This is a genomic window from Tenacibaculum sp. TC6, from assembly GCF_050606265.1.
Lineage (GTDB): Bacteria > Bacteroidota > Bacteroidia > Flavobacteriales > Flavobacteriaceae > Polaribacter.
Genome location: NZ_JBOCUK010000010.1, coordinates 1 through 16589, shown reverse-complemented (window position 1 = coordinate 16589; position 16589 = coordinate 1). Strand labels below are relative to the sequence as shown.

Sequence of the window (16589 nt, the reverse complement as noted above, 5' to 3'; positions counted from 1 at the left end):
ACTTGATAATTGTCAAGAAATTATTTTCCTTTAATTCTACTTAACGTTTCAGCCGTCATTCCTAAAAAAGAAGCTAAGTGTTTCGACGGAACTCGTTGAAATAAATAAGGTTTTTTACTTAATAAAGTATCATATCTTTCCTGTGCAGTGTGTAGTTGTAGATCGTCTATTCTTTCTACCAAATCAATATATAAATCTTGTAAAAAAAGCCTGCCGAATCGTTCAAATTGAGGTTCTTTTTCAAATAAAAGTTCTAAGCTGTTAATGTTAACGGCAATAGTTTCGGTTTCTTCAATAGTTTCTATACTATACTTACTTTTTTTTCGCTGAATTAAACTGTCTATGGCAGTAATACTATCATGTTCGGCAGCAAAATGAACTGTAATATCTTTTTCTTCTTTAAAATAAAAAACTCGGGCAATACCTTTAGTAATAATATAAAAATGACTGCAAATACTACCGGAAGCATGTATAATATGATTTTTAGGAAACGTTTTAAACTCAGCAATTTCGCTTAAGGCACTAATAAAATCAGAGCTTTCATGTAAATTCAGGTTTTTAAATAAAGAAAAATCAAACATTTTATAAGTTTAATAATTCTTCAATAAACTCACGTTTGTTAGATAAACGAGGTACTTTATGCTGACCTCCTAATTTACCTTTAACCTTTAACCAATCATAAAATAACCCTTTACGGGCTTTATGAACTTTGGGCATTGAAAGAGTCATGTTATTATAACGTTTGGCTTCATAATCAGAATTACAATTTTTTAGGTAGTTGTCAAGTAATTCCGTAAAAAAATCTAAATTATCAGGAGCTTTGTCAAACTCTATAATCCATTCATGAGCACCTTGGGCAGTATCGTTCATAAAAATAGGACCTACGGTGTAATCTTTAATGGATGCGTTTGTTTTTTCACAAGCAGCTTTTAATCCTTCTTCAGCGTTTTCAATAATTAATTCTTCTCCAAAAACATTAATATAATGCTTGGTACGTCCTGTAATTTTTATTCTATACGGGTCAATTGAGGTAAATTTTATCGTATCGCCAATTAAGTATCTCCACAATCCAGCATTGGTGGTAATAACTAGCGCATAATTTACATCAGTGGTAACTTCTGATAGAGGGATAGCTGTTGAATTTTCACCATCGTACTCACTCATAGGAATAAACTCGTAAAAAATACCGTAATCAAGCATTAATAAAAGTTCGTCAGAATTGTTTCTGTCTTGGATGGCAAAGAATCCTTCAGAAGCATTATAAATTTCATAATACCTGAAGTCTTTTTTAGGAATAAGTTTTTTGTACTGATCTATATACGGACTAAAATTAACGCCTCCATGAAAATACACTTCCAAATTAGGCCATACTTCTAATATGTTTTCTTTGCCGGTTTTTTCTAGAACTTTATTAAGTAAAACCAACATCCAAGAAGGTACACCGGCCAAACTTGTAATATTTTCATGAATAGTTTCATTAATAATAGCCTCCATTTTGGTTTCCCATTCGCTCATTAAAGCCACTTCTTGTTTAGGAGCCGAACTAAAATCTGCCCAAAAAGGCATGTTTTCAATAATAATAGCAGACAAGTCACCAAAATAAGAATTATTGTCTTCATATACCGCAGAGCTACCTCCTAAACGTAAGCCTTTTCCTGTAAAAAGTTGGGCATCTTCATTGTTATTGATATAAAGGCACAACATATCTTTTCCTGCTTTAAAATGACAGTTTTCAATAGCTTCATCACTTACAGGAATAAATTTGCTTTTAGCATTGGTGGTACCGCTAGATTTAGCAAACCATCGTATTTGAGTAGGCCAAAAAATATTCTGTTCACCCTTTCTGCAACGTTCAATTGAAGGCTCAATACTTTCATACTTTTGAATAGGTACTTTTGAAGAAAAATCTTCATATGAAATAATCGCTGAAAAATCATATTGTTTTCCAAACTCTGTGTTTTTAGCAGTGTTTATCAGCTTTAGTAATACTTCGTTCTGAACATCAATAGGGTATTTCAAAAAAAGTTCTACCTGATGTTTACGTTTTTTTAAAAACCAAGAAATGATAGAATTTATAAACGGAAACGCCATAATATTTTTTAAGTTTGTAGTTTATCGTTGCTATTTTTTAATTGATAACAGATATCTCTGTTATTTTAACTAAATGGGGTAAAAAAAATTTAGCTAAAAGTAATAAAATTTAGGTTATGCAATATCAAGGAGTATTAAAAAAAATGTCTACTGAAAATTTAGATTCTGTACAGTATTATTTAGATATGAAAACTGATTTTTTAAGTATGAATCAATTACTAAATAAAACACTAGAACTTAGTTTTGTTACTTATGAATGTTTACAGTGCGGTTTAGAAAAAGAAATTTACAGGCAAGGGTTTTGTAAAAGCTGCTTTTTTGATACGGCTAGTGCCGGTGATTGGATTATGCGTCCGGAGTTAAGCAAAGCACATTTAGATATTGAGGATAGAGATTTAGCTTACGAAAAACAAGTTCAATTACAACCCCATATTGTGTATTTAGCAAATTCAAGCAATATAAAGGTAGGAGTTACCCGAAAAAGTCAGGTTCCTACACGTTGGATTGATCAAGGAGCGCATGAAGCAATTGAAATTGTTGAGGTTCCTAACAGATATTTAGCAGGAATAACCGAAGTAGCATTAAAAGAGCATATTGCAGATAAGACTAATTGGAGAAAAATGTTAAAAAATGAGGTTGAAGATGAAGATTTAGTAGCTTGGCAACATAAATTACGTGAATTTATCCCGAAGGAAGTACAAGAGTATTTTATTGAAAATAATAAAGAAACCACTATTAATTTTCCGGTAAAAAGATATCCGGAAAAACCTAAAAGCTTAAACTTAGTAAAAGACCAAACCTATACTGGGAAGCTAGTTGGAATTAAAGGACAGTATTTAATTTTTGAAGATGAAACTGTTTTTAATATAAGAGCAAATGAAGGATTGGTAGTGAAAATTACTGTAGAATAACTTCTTTAATAAAAGTCTGGTTGTCGTAAAAAAAAATGTATCAAAAGTTTTTTAACTTTTGATACATTTTTTGATTATAGGAATTTATGATAAACCGGAAATTTTTCCATTGTTGTCAATACTCATTCCTTCAGATGCAGGTACAGGAGGTAATCCGGGCATACGCATCATTTTACCTAAAATAGGAATGATGAATTGAGCCCCGGCAGCAATTTCTATTTCACGAACATTAACTGTAAAACCTTCAGGTTTACCAATTAAACTTTCATTGTCAGAAAATGACTTTTGGGTTTTAGCCATACAGATAGCGAAATTGTTAAACCCTAAACGATCAATTCTTCGTAAATTTAATTCAGCTTCTTTATCATAAGTTACTCCAACAGCACCATAAATTTCTTTAGCTATGGTTTCTATTTTTTCTTTAACCGGACTATTCCAGTCATACAAAGGTTTGTATTGAGTAGCTTTGTTATCAACAACATCCACTACAGCTTTAGCAAGATTTTTAGTGCCTTCTCCACCTTTTGCCCATCCTTCTGAAACAACAGCTTGTACACCTAATTTTTCACAAGTATCAATTACATAGTTAATTTCTTCTTCAGAATCAGAAACAAAAGAATTAATAGCTACTACTGGTTCAATATTAAACTTTCTAATATTTTCAATGTGTTTTTCAAGATTTTTAAACCCTTTTTCAACACGTTCTATACTTGGAGTATTATATTCTTCTTTAGAAGAACCTCCATGATGACGAAGTGCTCGTATAGTAGCCACTAAAACAACACATTTAGGATTTAAACCAGCATAAGCCGATTTAATATCTAAGAATTTTTCAGCACCTAAATCAGCACCAAACCCAGCTTCGGTAACCACATAATTAGATAAAGATAACCCCATTTTAGTAGCTAAAATAGTATTAGTTCCTTGTGCAATGTTTGCAAAAGGGCCACCATGAATAATAGCCGGATTTTCTTCTAATGTTTGTACTAAATTAGGCTTAATGGCATCTTTAAGTAAAATGGCCATAGCATCTTGTGCTTTTAAATCACGAGCAAAAACAGGCTTTTTATCAAAAGTAAATCCAATAAAAATATTTCCTAGTCGTTCTTTTAAATCATCAAAACTTGTAGCCATACATAGAATAGCCATTACTTCTGAAGCAGGAGTGATGTTAAAACCATCTTCACGAGGAATTCCGTTAGCGGTACCGCCAAGCCCAATTGTAATTTGACGTAAAGCACGATCATTCATGTCTATAACACGTTTCCATAAAATGGTTCTCGGGTCAATATTTAGATTGTTAACTGAGCTTTGTAAATTATTATCAATTAAGGCTGATAATAAATTGTTCGCTTTTTCAATGGCATTAAAATCACCGGTAAAATGTAAGTTAATATCTTCCATTGGTACTACCTGAGAATATCCTCCACCGGCAGCGCCACCTTTAATACCAAAGACAGGACCTAATGAAGGCTCACGTAAAACAACAGTTGCTTGTTTACCTATTTTATTAAGACCTTCGGTTAATCCTATAGAAACCGTGGTTTTACCTTCTCCGGCAGGAGTAGGAGTTAACGCAGTTACTAATACTAGGTTGTTGTTTTTTATTTTTTCTTCGTCAATTAAATGTAAAGGTAATTTGGCTTTGTATTTTCCATACATTTCCATATCATCTTCTTCTACATTTAATTTCTTTGCAATGTGTTTAATGTGTTGCAATTCTTTTGCTTGTGCAATTTCAATATCTGTTAAGTACACTGTTTCAGTTTCAGATGTTTGTGCCATTATATTGTTTTGAATTTAATTTGTTGTTTGATACGCTTCAAAAAAGCAGGTAAATATACGTAATATATATACTAAAGATGTACTATTTTGTTAGTAAGTCTTTGCTAAATCACTGCTAGAAACATAAATATGCTAAAAGAATTGGCTTTTCTTTTTTGAAATACTATATTTGCACGTTTTAAAAAAAAGTCGATTTAAATTATTGAAAATGCAAAACAAAGGTCTTATTAAATTATTTGCTATTCTTTTTGGATTAGTAAGTTTATACCAATTGTCGTTTACATTTTTTGCCAACAAGGTAGAAGATAGTGCTAAAGAGTACGCTTTAAAGAATGTTAAAGACCACAATGGTAAAGAAATAGCTAAAGCTGAAAGTAAGTATTTAGATAGCGTAGGAAATAAAGAGGTAGTAAATTTAGTAGTTACTAAATTTACTTATAATGACATCAAGGATAAAGAAATGAACCTTGGTTTAGATTTAAAAGGAGGAATTAATGCAATTTTACAAGTATCTGTAAAAGATATCTTAATTGGATTATCTAACGATTCTAAAAACGCTGTATTTCTTGAGGCTTTAGAAAAAGCCGATGAGGCTCAGAAAGATAGCCAAGATAACTACCTGGATTTATTTTTTGATCAATTTGAAAAATTAAGCAAGGGAAGTGTAAAGTTAAGTGATCCATCTATTTTTGGAACTAAAGCGTTACGCGAAAAAATCGACTTTAAGAAAACGAACGCTGAAGTAAAAGAAGTTTTACAAGGAGAAATAGATTCATCAATTAATACTGCATTTGAAGTATTACGTAGCCGTATTGATAAATTCGGAGTAGTACAACCAAATATTCAACGTATTGGTACTTCTGGAAGAATTCAAGTAGAATTACCGGGAGCTAAAGATATAGATCGTGTAGAAAGATTATTACAAAGTACTGCTAAATTACAGTTCTGGGAAGTTTACACCAATGCTGATGTTATTCCGTTTTTTGTTCAAGCGAATGCAAAGTCAATTGAATTATTAAAAGAAACTACTGAAGGAAGTACTACTGAACAAGCAAAAGATACTACTAAAAAAGGAAGTGATATTGATGATTTATTAGGAGAGTCTGCTGATTCTACTAAAACTGCTGATGCACAAAAAATGTTGTTTACTTACTTAAGTCCTAATCAACAACAAATCAGCTCAACAATTGCGTATGCTAAATTACAAGATACAGCAGTTGTAAATAAATTATTGAAAAATAAAGATATTAGAGCATTATTGCCTAGTAACTTAAGATATGCTAAGTTCTTATGGGATTATAAACCATTTACACCGGAAAGAACAGCTCAAACTCCTGAAGATACAGAATTAACTCCAATTATCGGATTGTATGCAATTAAGTCAAACAGAAATGACGAAGCACCTATTGAAGGAGATGTAATTGCTGATGCTAAACAAGATTTCCACCCAACAAAAGCTAATCAACCAGTTGTAAATATGCAAATGAATGGATTAGGTACTAAGTTATGGGGTAAAATGACTACTGAAAATGCAGGTAAATTTGTAGCGGTAGTATTAGATGATTATGTGTACACAGCTCCATCTGTAAACGAGCCTATCACTAGTGGTAGTACTCAAATTTCAGGAGGAAATATGACTGTTAACGAAGCAAAAGATATTGCTACTGTATTAAAAGCTGGTAAATTACCGGCACCGGCAAGAATGATTGAAGCACAGGTTGTAGGACCATCTTTAGGAAAAGAATCTATCAACGCAAGTATGTGGTCGTTTGCATTAGCTATTTTACTAGTATTAGGTTGGATGATTTTATACTACGGAAAAGCCGGAGTATACGCTAACATAGCTTTATTGGTAAACATCTTATTTATCTTCGGAATCTTAGCATCGTTTAATTCGGTATTAACATTACCGGGAATAGCAGGTATCATCTTAACTATTGGTATGTCTGTAGATGCAAACGTAATTATCTTTGAAAGAATTAAAGAAGGTTTAGCAGAAGGAAAAGGATTAGGTTTAGCTGTAGATGAAGGATTTAGTATTAAAGGAGCTTTATCAGCAATTTTAGACGCTAACATCACAACATTATTAACAGGTATTATTTTATATGTATTTGGAACAGGACCAATCAAAGGTTTTGCTTTAACTTTAATGATTGGTATTGCTACTTCATTATTTACAGCTGTATTTATTACACGTTTATTTATTGATAGAGCGGTTGAAAAAGGAACTAAGTTAACATTTAATACCAACCTTTCTAAGAACTGGTTTAATAACATTAGTTTCGATTTCATGAAGAAACGTAAGTTAGCTTATATTGTTTCAGGAACATTAATTGTTATCGGATTAGTTTCAATGGCTACTATAGGATTAAAACAAGGAGTTGACTTTAAAGGAGGTCGTTCTTATGTTGTTCGTTTTGATAAGCCAATGAAAGCAAATGAGATTGCAGGAGCTTTAAAAGATGTATTTGGTACAGCGCCTGAGGTTAAAACCTACGGAGCAGACAACCAGTTAAAAATAACAACAGCTTTTAAAATTGATGATAAGAGTAAACAAGTTGATGAAGAAGTACAAAGCACTTTATATAAAGGATTAAAACCATATTTAGAGGGCGTTTCTTACGAAAGCTTTAAACCAGGTTTTGAAAAAGTAAATAACGGAGGTGGTATCATGAGTTACATGAAAGTAGACCCTACAATTGCTGATGATATTAAGCAAGCTGCCTTTTTAGCAGTATTAGGATCGTTATTAGTAGTGTTCTTATATATCTTATTACGTTTTAGAAAAATGGCATTCTCTATCGGAGCAGTTGTAGCTGTATTCCACGATGTGTTAGTTGTTTTAGGAGTATTCTCAATATTCTATAAAATTATGCCGTTTGACATGGAAATCGGTCAGTCATTTATCGCAGCAATCTTAACAGTGGTTGGATACTCGTTAAACGATACCGTAATTATTTTCGATAGAATTAGAGAGTATGTAAGTACAAATAATTCATTAACTTCAAACTTAGTTGATAAAGCATTGAGTAGTACTTTAGGAAGAACAATCAATACGTCATTAACTACCTTATTAGTAATGTTAGCTATCTTCTTCTTTGGAGGTGATAGTATTAAAGGATTTATGTTTGCATTAATTGTAGGGGTGGTTGTAGGTACTTATTCATCTTTATTTGTAGCTACGCCAATCATGTTTGATTCAGTTAGAAAAGGAAAAAAGAACTAAAAAAAGAATAAATCAAAATAAGACCGTTTTGAACTAAATTCAAAACGGTTTTTTCATTTAATATCAAGCAACTATCTTTGCAGTCTGATGAGAATTACAAAACTTCACGATTTATATTTTAAAGAATTCGTTTCAAAAAACGAAATCGCAGATATAGTTAAAGAATTAGCTATACAAGTTAAAAATGAAATGCCTAAAAATGAGGTGCCTCTTTTTATAGGAATACTAAACGGGTGCTTTGTTTTTACTGCCGACTTTTTAAGAGCTTACAAAGGAGATTGTGAAATTTCTTTTGTAAAACTAGCTTCTTATGAAGGAACAAGCTCAACTGAAAAGGTAAAAAAGTTAATTGGTATTAATGAAGACCTAACGGGAAGAACTGTTGTTATCTTAGAAGATGTAATCGATACAGGAACTACCCTACAAGAAATTTACGAAATATTTAAAACAAAAAACCTAAAAGAGCTTAAAATAGCCACCCTCTTTTTCAAACCGGATGTATATAGAAAAGAACTGCCTATCGATTATATCGGAAAGAGTATTCCGGATACTTTTATTGTTGGGTATGGTCTGGATTACGATGGTTTAGGAAGAAATTTACCGGCTGTTTATCAATTAACAACACAACCAAAAATGAAAAACATTGTATTATTTGGCCCTCCGGGAGCAGGAAAAGGAACACAAGCCGTTATTTTAAAGGATAAGTACAATTTAGTACATATTTCAACCGGGGATGTATTTCGTTATAATATTAAAAACGAAACTGAACTTGGATTGTTAGCAAAAAAATATATTGATGCCGGTGATTTAGTTCCGGATGAAGTAACGATTAGCATGCTTAAGGAAGAGGTTGAAAAAAATGAAGGAGTTAACGGATTTATTTTTGACGGATTTCCTCGTACACAGTCTCAAGCAGAAGCACTAGACGCTTTTTTAGCTGAAAAAGGAGAGAAAATCAACGGAATGGTAGCGTTAGAAGTACCGGAAGATTTATTGGTTGAAAGAATTTTAGAAAGAGGAAAAACCAGTGGAAGATCTGATGATACGGATGAAGAAAAAATTAGAAATCGTTTTAATGAATACAATACTAAAACTGCGATTTTAAAAGAGTATTATCAAGAACAAGATAGCTATTACGGAGTAAACGGTGTAGGAACTATAGAAGAAATTACACAACGTTTATCAGATATTTTTGATACATTATAATTTAAAAAGATACTTTTTTTAGTGTCTTTTACAGTAAACAAGTAAAAATGACTGAAGGAAATTTTGTCGATTACATAAAAGTATATGCATCTTCAGGAAAAGGAGGAAGAGGCTCTGCTCACTTGCATAGAGAAAAATATATTGCAAAAGGAGGACCAGATGGAGGTGATGGAGGAAGAGGAGGACACGTAATTGTTCGAGGAGATAAAAATATGTGGACACTTTTCCATTTAAAGTTTAAACGTCATTTTAGAGCTGAACATGGTGGAGAAGGAGGTAGCAGTAGAAGTACCGGACACGACGGTGCAGATATTGTTATACCTGTACCTTTAGGAACTATTTTTAGAGATGCCGAAACCAATGAAGTGCTGTTTGAAGTTACTCAACACGATGAAGATGTAATTTTACTAAAAGGAGGTAAAGGAGGTAAAGGAAACTGGCATTTTAAATCAGCAACTAACCAAACACCGCGTTATGCACAACCGGGATTGGAAGGAGAAGAAGGTTGGTATCGCATAGAGTTAAAAATATTAGCAGATGTTGGATTAGTAGGATTTCCTAATGCAGGAAAGTCAACCCTATTATCGGTTATAACAGCAGCAAAGCCTAAAATTGCTGATTATGCTTTTACAACATTAAAACCTAACTTAGGAATTGTAGAGTACAGAAACCATCAAAGTTTTGTGATGGCTGATATACCTGGAATTATAGAAGGAGCTTCGGAAGGCAAAGGTTTAGGACATTACTTTTTACGCCATATTGAACGTAACTCTGTATTGTTGTTTTTAATATCGGCAGACAGTGATGATATTAAAAAGGAATACGAAATTTTGTTAAATGAACTCCGAAAACACAATCCTGAATTGTTAGATAAACATCGTTTATTGGCAATTTCTAAATGTGATATGTTAGATGACGAGCTTCAAAAAGAAATACAACAAGAATTACCTGAAGGAATTGATACCGTATTTATTTCTTCAGTAGCACAAACAGGTTTAACAGAACTAAAAGATAAACTCTGGAAAATGCTAAATTAAACTAAACAAAACCCCAACTTGAAAAGTTGGGGTTTTGTTTATGTAACTGTCTTGTTCAGAAATATCATTTACTAAAATTTTAGTGTGAAATTATAACAATACCTTATTAATTAATCACACGGCAAGCTTTTACGTACGCTTTTTTCCAATACTCCTCATCTAAAGAATTGATGACAACTCCTTTTGAAGTAGAAGAATGAATAAAATAAACTGTTTTATCTTCCAGTTTACTAATAAGCCCTACATGATTAATAGCTCCCTGAAGACGATCAATGTTAAAAAATACTAAATCGCCAATACGTGCATTTTCAATGGTAATTATTTTTCCGTAGTTACTCATTAATGCAGAAGAACGAGGAAGTTGAATATGAATTTGTTTAAAGGAAGTTTGAACCAAACCAGAACAATCCATGCCTTTTTTACTGGTGCCGCCAGCTTTATATGGAACATCTAAATAAGAAGTAGCTATAGAAACAACTTTTTCACGAGGTGGTGTAGTTTCTTTAGTAACAGTCTTGTTAGAAGAGCTGTTTGTTTTTATAAAACAATATAGAATGAAACTTAGGATACTAAAAAACAAGAGTAGTTGTCTTTTCATAAAGTAAAGGGTTCGTTATGACTCCCTTAATATAAGAAAAGAATTATAAAACTCTTTTTGCTTTTATAAATGCTCGTTTCCAGTATCGTTCACGTAATGAGCTAACCAATACTCCTTTAGAAGTAGTAGAGTGAATAAAACGAATATCGCCTCTTTTTACCGAAGTGACTAATCCTACATGATTAACACTTCCGCTTTTACTGGAGGTTTTAAAAAATAATAAATCTCCTCTTTTCACTTCATTTAAAGAAATAGGATGTCCTTTAGTGTACATAAGCCTTGATGAACGTGGAAGATCAATGTCTCTTTTTTTAAAAGACACATAAACTAATCCCGAACAATCCATGCCGTCTTCATTTAATCCACCAAACCTATAAGGAATTCCCTTATACGAAACAGCAGTCCAAACTACCTTGTCGGCCAGTGTAGGTTCTTTTTCAGTAGATGATGTAGGAGAAGAAGTACTACTTTGTTTAGTGTTTCTAACAGTTTTTGAGGCAGAACCACATGAAATAAGGAAAAGTAAACAAAGTAGGGTAAGTATTTTTTTTATCATCTATGCATTATTTTTTAAACCTTCAACAATAAATTTAGCGGTTTTTTCTGAAGCTCCTCTACCGCCTAATTTTTTTTCTAAATCAAAATAATTTAAAAAAATTTCTTCACGGTGTTTTTCGTCCAAAATAAATTCTAATTCTTTCTTAAGGTTTTTACGGGTAAAATCATTTTGAATTAATTCGGTAACTACCTTTTTATCCATAATAAGATTTACCAAAGAAATGTATTCTAGTGTTATAATTCGTTTAGCTATTTGATAAGAAACAGCACTTCCTTTATAACATACTACTTGCGGCACTTTAAACAAAGCAGTTTCTAAAGTAGCAGTTCCTGAAGCCACAAGAGCGGCATAAGAAATACTTAGTAAATCATATGTTTTGTTAGGAATAAAAGGAATGTTTTTTTCCGCTATAAAAGGTTTGTAAAAATCAAATGATTGGCTGGGAGCTCCTGCTAAAACAAATTGATAATCAGGGAAATCATCAACTAAAGAAAGCATAACAGATAACATCTTGGTTATTTCTTGCTTTCTGCTACCGGGTAATAGTGCTATAATTCTTTTATAACCTAAATTGTATTCTTCTCTGAATGTTTGTTCATCAATCTGTTTTCTGTTTTCAATACCATCTATTAAAGGATGTCCTACAAAATGAACTTCATAATCATATTTTTTATAAAACTCTTTTTCAAAAGGAAGAATAACAAACATGGCATCAATATCACGTTTTATACTTTTAACTCTTCCTGCTCTACTGGCCCAAACTTGAGGAGAAATATAGTAATTAGTTGTAAAATTATGCTGTTTAGCCCATTTAGCAATACGAAGATTAAAACCGGAATTATCAATAAAAATAAGCACATCCGGGTTAAATTGAGCAATATCTTTTTTACAAAAAGAAATAAAACCTAAAATCTTTTTAAGGTTCGTAATAACTTCAGAAAACCCCATAAAAGCCCTTTCTTTGTAATGTACAACTAAAGAGCCTCCAACCGCTTCCATTAAATCACCACCCCAAAAACGTATTTCAGCTTCTGGGTCTTCTTTAAGTAACGCTTTCATAAGATTAGCGCCATGTAAATCTCCGGATGCTTCACCGGCTAGTATATAATATTTCATTACATTAAAAATACTGAAGTTTTATGCTTGCTAATAGTAAAAAGAATGTTTTTTAGTTACACAAATTTTAAAATAAAGGTAAGCAGAGCAATCATAATGGTTGCAATTAACACTCCTCTTGCTCTGTAATCTTGTTTCTTTTTTAGAAAAACGAAAAAAACAAATAAGTTAGGTATTGTAGCTAAAGCGATAACAGTTCCTAACACTCCACCCTCTTTTACCTGAGTAAGAGTTGTGCTTATATCTGATTGTGATATATAATGTAAATAGATAAAAAAACCACAAGCAGTAGCAAAAAGAGATATTAAAAAACCAATTGCTATTTCTTTTCTTATATGTCCCATGAGTTAAGTTTTTGTATCGCGTGATGCGCTGTCATATCAAATTGAACAGGAACTACAGAAATAAAACCATTTTCTAAAGCCCAAATATCAGTATCCTGCCCTTTGTCTTTATTTACAAATTCACCGGTTAACCAGTAATATTCTTTTCCGTAAGGACTTTTACGCTTGTCAAAATTTTCTTTCCAATACCCGTTGGCTTGTCTGCAAACTCTAATGCCGTTTATATCTTGTTCTTTTAGTTTAGGAATATTAACATTTAAAACCACTCCTTCCGGTAGTCCGTTTAAAAGAACATTTAAAACAATTTTTTCAATAAACTTTTTGGCCGCTCTAAAATCAGCATGCCAATCAAAATCTAATAAAGAAAAACCAATAGCAGGAATTCCTTCAATCCCGGCTTCAACGGCAGCACTCATAGTTCCTGAATAAATTACATTTATTGATGAGTTTGAACCATGGTTAATTCCTGAAACACATAAATCGGGAGTTCTGTTTAATATTTCATTTTTGGCCATCTTTACGCAGTCGGCAGGAGTACCGGAACAGCTATATTCAATTTGAGGGCCATCGTCAATAGTTATAGGATTACAATGAAGTACGTTGTTTACGGTAATAGCATGTCCCATTCCACTTTGCGGACTATCAGGAGCTACCACTACAACATCACCTATTTTATTCATGATTTCAATTAACATTCGTATACCGGGAGCGGTAATACCATCATCATTGGTTACTAAAATTAAGGGTCTGTCTTCCATGTGAAATCTAGTTTTAGAACAAATGTAAGATAAAAAAAGGATACTATTTTTAACATTTTGTAAAGATAGTAGTGGTGAATTATTGCGTAAAATTGTAGTTATCAATTAGAAAAATATGATTCGCGTTATTGTTTATCTAACAGTTTTTATTGTTTCAACTTTTTTTTCTATTCTATTCGCACAAAATAAAGTTGAAACACCATGTAGTTCAATAGAATATTCACAATTTGATTTTTGGGTAGGAAAATGGAAAGTTTACAATGATACAGGTAAGCTTATAGGGAATAATACCGTTGTTAAAATGCCAAATGCATGTGCTATTCAAGAAAATTGGACTTCTGAAACCTCTAAAAGTAAAGGAACCAGTTATAATTATTTTGATAAAAAAGATAATTCATGGCATCAGGTTTGGATTGATAACGGAGGAGGCTCTCTTGTATTAAAAGGAAAGTTTGAAAAAGGAGTGATGGTGTTGATGAGCGATTTTGTGCAAGATAAAATTCAAAAATATCGGAATAAGATTTCTTGGCAATTAAATAAAGACAAATCTGTAACTCAGGAATGGGTTTGGGTTGATGAAAAAGGAAAAGAAATTAAAAAACTATTTAAAGGGATTTATAAAAAATAACAGAGTTAGTAAAACTGGCATTATTTTAGTAGTTTAGCAACTAGTGTAATTGTACCCTAAATTAAACGACAGACGATTTATGAAGACGAAATATATTATTCATTTTTTAACAGCCGCAATTTTATTTACCAATGTAGCCACTGCATCAGTTTATAAAAATCAAAAAGAAGATCCTGACAAAGATAGGATTATTGTTTATGTGTTAAAAAATATACTAAGTAGGTACCATTATGTTCAAAAAGATTTAGATGATAATTTTTCTGAACATGTATATAACACATTCATTGATGGTTTAGATCCAAGTAAAAGGTATTTTACTCAAAATGATTTAAAAGAATTTTCACAGTATAAATATTTAATTGATGATCAGATAAGAGAATCAAATATTGATTTTTACAAGTTGGTTTATGGTAGATTCTTAGAGAAACTAAAAAAAGCAAAAACAACTTATAGAACGTTGTTGAAAAAGCCTTTTAACTACAACAAAAATGAGATAATAGATGTTGATTATGAAAAGATACCATTTGCAAAAAATGAAGATGAGCTGTTAGATTACTGGAGAAAACAATTAAAATTATCTATCATAAGCAGAATTGAAAGTGCTGAAAGTGATCAGGCTGAGAAAGCAGAAAAAGATAAAACATTTAAGAAAAAGAGTTTTACAGAACTTGAAAAAGAAGCCAGAACCAAAGTATTGGAAAATATGGACGACTTATATGTTCGTATTGATGAACTTGAAAATTCAGATTGGTATTCTACTTTCTTAAATAGTATTGTAACAGGATTTGATCCGCATACTTCATACATGTCGCCAAAAATAAAATCACGTTTTGATCAAGATATGTCAGGTAAATTAGAAGGAATTGGAGCGAGATTACAAAAAAAAGGAATGTACACACATATTGTTGAGCTGATTTCTGGAGGACCGGCATGGAAACAAGGTGAGTTAGAAGCCGGAGACATTATTTTAAAAGTGGCTCAAGGTGATGCAGAACCTTTGGATATTGTTGGAATGAGATTAGATGACGCCATAAAATTTATAAAAGGGAATAAAGGAACCGAGGTAAAGTTAACGGTGAAAAAAATAGATGGTTCAACAAAAGTAATTTCAATTATTAGAGATGTAGTGGAGCTAGAAGAAACATTTGTAAAATCTAGTATAGTTGAAAAAAACGGGAAGAAATATGGTATTATAAACCTGCCAAAATTCTATATTGACTTTAGTGACTTAGACAGTAGAGATGCTGCTAAAGATATGGAGAAAGAAATTGAGCGATTAAAAGCTGAAAATGTAAGCGGTTTAATTGTAGATTTAAGAGATAACGGAGGAGGATCATTAAAAACAGCCATTGAAATAGGAGGGTTGTTTATAGATAAAGGACCAATTGTGCAGGTGAAATATAGAGGAGAAGAACCTTTAGTAAAAAATGACACTGATGAAAAAATACAATGGGACGGGCCATTAGTTGTTATGGTAAACGAATTTTCAGCCTCTGCTTCTGAAATTTTTGCTGCAGCCATGCAAGATTATAAAAGAGCTGTTATTATAGGAGGTAAACAAACGTATGGTAAAGGAACAGTTCAAAACATACTTCCTATCAATCGTTTTTATGAGCAATATCCAACAGATCTTGGAGCTTTAAAAATGACTATACAAAAGTTTTATAGAATTAACGGAGGTTCAACTCAAAAAGAAGGAGTGTATTCAGATATATCGTTACCCTCTAGATATAGTTATATGGAGTTTGGAGAAAGAGATTTAGATGGAGCCTTACCTTGGGATAAGGTAAAACAAGCAAGTTATACCCCTAAAAATTCGTATAGTAATTTTGCAGATGTGGTATATAATAGTAATCAGAGAGTTCTTAATGATCAAAGATTTCAAAAGATTAATGAATATGCAAAATGGCTAAAATCTAACCAAGACGATAATATTTTATCATTAGACTACCGTGAATTTAAAAAGGAAAGTATACGAAGAGAAGAAGAGGTAAAGAAGTTTCAAGAAGTATTTAAGTTTGAATCTAACTTAACGTTCAACTCACCTAAATATGAATATCAGTTGTTTAAAAAAGATACCGTGTTAAAAGATAAAAGAGTAGCATGGCATAAAAATCTTAAAAAAGATATTTATATGAATGAAGCTCTAAATGTATTGAGTGAGCTACAAATGAAAAAAGAATATTCAATTGTAAAACACTAATTATAAAAAAACTCTTAACTGAACAGTTAAGAGTTTTTTTATAGAGTATATGTCCCGTCCTGAAATAGCGTTACACTAAAAATTAAGTGTCATGAAAAACAAACATGTAAAACGTACTCAAAAAGAC

Annotated in this window: 14 protein-coding genes; 6 read left to right on the top strand and 8 right to left on the bottom strand. The window is 31.9% G+C overall.

What is annotated here, in order from left to right; translation table 11 throughout:
• Positions 1–20: 20 nt before the first annotated feature.
• Complete coding sequence (locus ACQY1Q_RS07540; RefSeq protein WP_431004692.1) at positions 21–581, bottom strand: Crp/Fnr family transcriptional regulator; 561 nt, start codon at positions 579–581, stop codon at positions 21–23.
• Position 582: 1 nt separating this feature from the next.
• A complete protein-coding gene (locus tag ACQY1Q_RS07535; RefSeq protein ID WP_431004691.1) occupies positions 583–2091 on the bottom strand; it encodes a GH3 auxin-responsive promoter family protein in 1509 nt (502 codons plus the stop codon).
• A 116-nt stretch (positions 2092–2207) separates the two neighbouring features.
• On the opposite strand from ACQY1Q_RS07535, the gene ACQY1Q_RS07530 reads away from it, so the two are divergent.
• Positions 2208–3002, top strand: coding sequence for a DUF2797 domain-containing protein (locus ACQY1Q_RS07530; protein ID WP_431004690.1), 795 nt, complete (start codon positions 2208–2210; stop codon positions 3000–3002).
• A gap of 84 nt (positions 3003–3086) precedes the next feature.
• On the opposite strand, the gene ACQY1Q_RS07525 is transcribed toward ACQY1Q_RS07530, so the two are convergent.
• On the bottom strand, positions 3087–4787 hold the full coding sequence (locus ACQY1Q_RS07525; protein WP_431004689.1) for a formate--tetrahydrofolate ligase: 1701 nt from the start codon (positions 4785–4787) through the stop codon (positions 3087–3089).
• A gap of 208 nt (positions 4788–4995) precedes the next feature.
• Here ACQY1Q_RS07525 and secDF point away from each other — a divergent pair, with 208 nt between their 5' ends.
• From secDF to obgE, 3 genes are all read left to right on the top strand, one after another.
• On the top strand, positions 4996–8013 hold the full coding sequence (secDF, locus tag ACQY1Q_RS07520; RefSeq protein ID WP_431004688.1) for a protein translocase subunit SecDF: 3018 nt from the start codon (positions 4996–4998) through the stop codon (positions 8011–8013).
• Positions 8014–8100: 87 nt separating this feature from the next.
• A complete protein-coding gene (locus ACQY1Q_RS07515) occupies positions 8101–9219 on the top strand; it encodes an adenylate kinase (protein WP_431004687.1) in 1119 nt (372 codons plus the stop codon).
• 47 nt (positions 9220–9266) lie between these two features.
• Positions 9267–10256 carry a GTPase ObgE gene (gene obgE / locus ACQY1Q_RS07510; protein ID WP_431004686.1) on the top strand — a complete coding sequence of 330 codons (990 nt, stop codon included), beginning with the start codon at positions 9267–9269 and terminating at the stop codon, positions 10254–10256.
• Positions 10257–10362: 106 nt separating this feature from the next.
• Here the strand turns inward: obgE and ACQY1Q_RS07505 are convergent, their stop codons facing one another.
• The 5 genes from ACQY1Q_RS07505 to surE are packed head-to-tail and all read right to left on the bottom strand — an operon-like array spanning position 10363 to position 13631.
• Complete coding sequence (locus ACQY1Q_RS07505) at positions 10363–10854, bottom strand: C40 family peptidase (RefSeq protein ID WP_431004685.1); 492 nt, start codon at positions 10852–10854, stop codon at positions 10363–10365.
• A 43-nt stretch (positions 10855–10897) separates the two neighbouring features.
• On the bottom strand, positions 10898–11410 hold the full coding sequence (locus ACQY1Q_RS07500) for a C40 family peptidase (RefSeq protein WP_431004684.1): 513 nt from the start codon (positions 11408–11410) through the stop codon (positions 10898–10900).
• Positions 11411–12529 (bottom strand): lipid-A-disaccharide synthase, encoded by a 1119-nt coding sequence (lpxB, locus tag ACQY1Q_RS07495; protein ID WP_431004683.1) that lies wholly within the window; start codon positions 12527–12529, stop codon positions 11411–11413.
• A gap of 56 nt (positions 12530–12585) precedes the next feature.
• The gene (locus tag ACQY1Q_RS07490) at positions 12586–12873 is read right to left on the bottom strand and encodes a hypothetical protein (protein ID WP_431004682.1); all 288 of its coding nucleotides are present in this window, start codon (positions 12871–12873) and stop codon (positions 12586–12588) included.
• Positions 12861–13631 carry a 5'/3'-nucleotidase SurE gene (gene surE, locus ACQY1Q_RS07485; protein WP_431004681.1) on the bottom strand — a complete coding sequence of 257 codons (771 nt, stop codon included), beginning with the start codon at positions 13629–13631 and terminating at the stop codon, positions 12861–12863. Before surE ends, ACQY1Q_RS07490 begins: the two co-directional genes overlap by 13 nt.
• 115 nt (positions 13632–13746) lie before the next feature.
• Here surE and ACQY1Q_RS07480 point away from each other — a divergent pair, with 115 nt between their 5' ends.
• Together ACQY1Q_RS07480 and ACQY1Q_RS07475 are read left to right on the top strand one after the other, a co-directional pair.
• Positions 13747–14259, top strand: a complete 513-nt coding sequence (locus tag ACQY1Q_RS07480) for a hypothetical protein (protein WP_431004680.1) — start codon at positions 13747–13749, stop codon at positions 14257–14259.
• Between the two features lie 79 nt (positions 14260–14338).
• Positions 14339–16462: a carboxy terminal-processing peptidase gene (locus tag ACQY1Q_RS07475; RefSeq protein WP_431004679.1), complete on the top strand. Its 2124-nt coding sequence runs from the start codon at positions 14339–14341 to the stop codon at positions 16460–16462.
• The last annotated feature ends 127 nt before the right edge of the window (positions 16463–16589 follow it).

What these genes read in the sequence shown, in the direction of transcription:
- ACQY1Q_RS07540 (WP_431004692.1), bottom strand. Translation starts at nt 581, where the DNA reads ATGTTTGATTTTTCTTTATTTAAAAACCTGAATTTACATGAAAGCTCT.
- ACQY1Q_RS07535 (WP_431004691.1), bottom strand. Translation starts at nt 2,091, where the DNA reads ATGGCGTTTCCGTTTATAAATTCTATCATTTCTTGGTTTTTAAAAAAA.
- ACQY1Q_RS07530 (WP_431004690.1), top strand. Translation starts at nt 2,208, where the DNA reads ATGCAATATCAAGGAGTATTAAAAAAAATGTCTACTGAAAATTTAGAT.
- ACQY1Q_RS07525 (WP_431004689.1), bottom strand. Translation starts at nt 4,787, where the DNA reads ATGGCACAAACATCTGAAACTGAAACAGTGTACTTAACAGATATTGAA.
- secDF (WP_431004688.1), top strand. Translation starts at nt 4,996, where the DNA reads ATGCAAAACAAAGGTCTTATTAAATTATTTGCTATTCTTTTTGGATTA.
- ACQY1Q_RS07515 (WP_431004687.1), top strand. Translation starts at nt 8,101, where the DNA reads ATGAGAATTACAAAACTTCACGATTTATATTTTAAAGAATTCGTTTCA.
- obgE (WP_431004686.1), top strand. Translation starts at nt 9,267, where the DNA reads ATGACTGAAGGAAATTTTGTCGATTACATAAAAGTATATGCATCTTCA.
- ACQY1Q_RS07505 (WP_431004685.1), bottom strand. Translation starts at nt 10,854, where the DNA reads ATGAAAAGACAACTACTCTTGTTTTTTAGTATCCTAAGTTTCATTCTA.
- ACQY1Q_RS07500 (WP_431004684.1), bottom strand. Translation starts at nt 11,410, where the DNA reads ATGATAAAAAAAATACTTACCCTACTTTGTTTACTTTTCCTTATTTCA.
- lpxB (WP_431004683.1), bottom strand. Translation starts at nt 12,529, where the DNA reads ATGAAATATTATATACTAGCCGGTGAAGCATCCGGAGATTTACATGGC.
- ACQY1Q_RS07490 (WP_431004682.1), bottom strand. Translation starts at nt 12,873, where the DNA reads ATGGGACATATAAGAAAAGAAATAGCAATTGGTTTTTTAATATCTCTT.
- surE (WP_431004681.1), bottom strand. Translation starts at nt 13,631, where the DNA reads ATGGAAGACAGACCCTTAATTTTAGTAACCAATGATGATGGTATTACC.
- ACQY1Q_RS07480 (WP_431004680.1), top strand. Translation starts at nt 13,747, where the DNA reads ATGATTCGCGTTATTGTTTATCTAACAGTTTTTATTGTTTCAACTTTT.
- ACQY1Q_RS07475 (WP_431004679.1), top strand. Translation starts at nt 14,339, where the DNA reads ATGAAGACGAAATATATTATTCATTTTTTAACAGCCGCAATTTTATTT.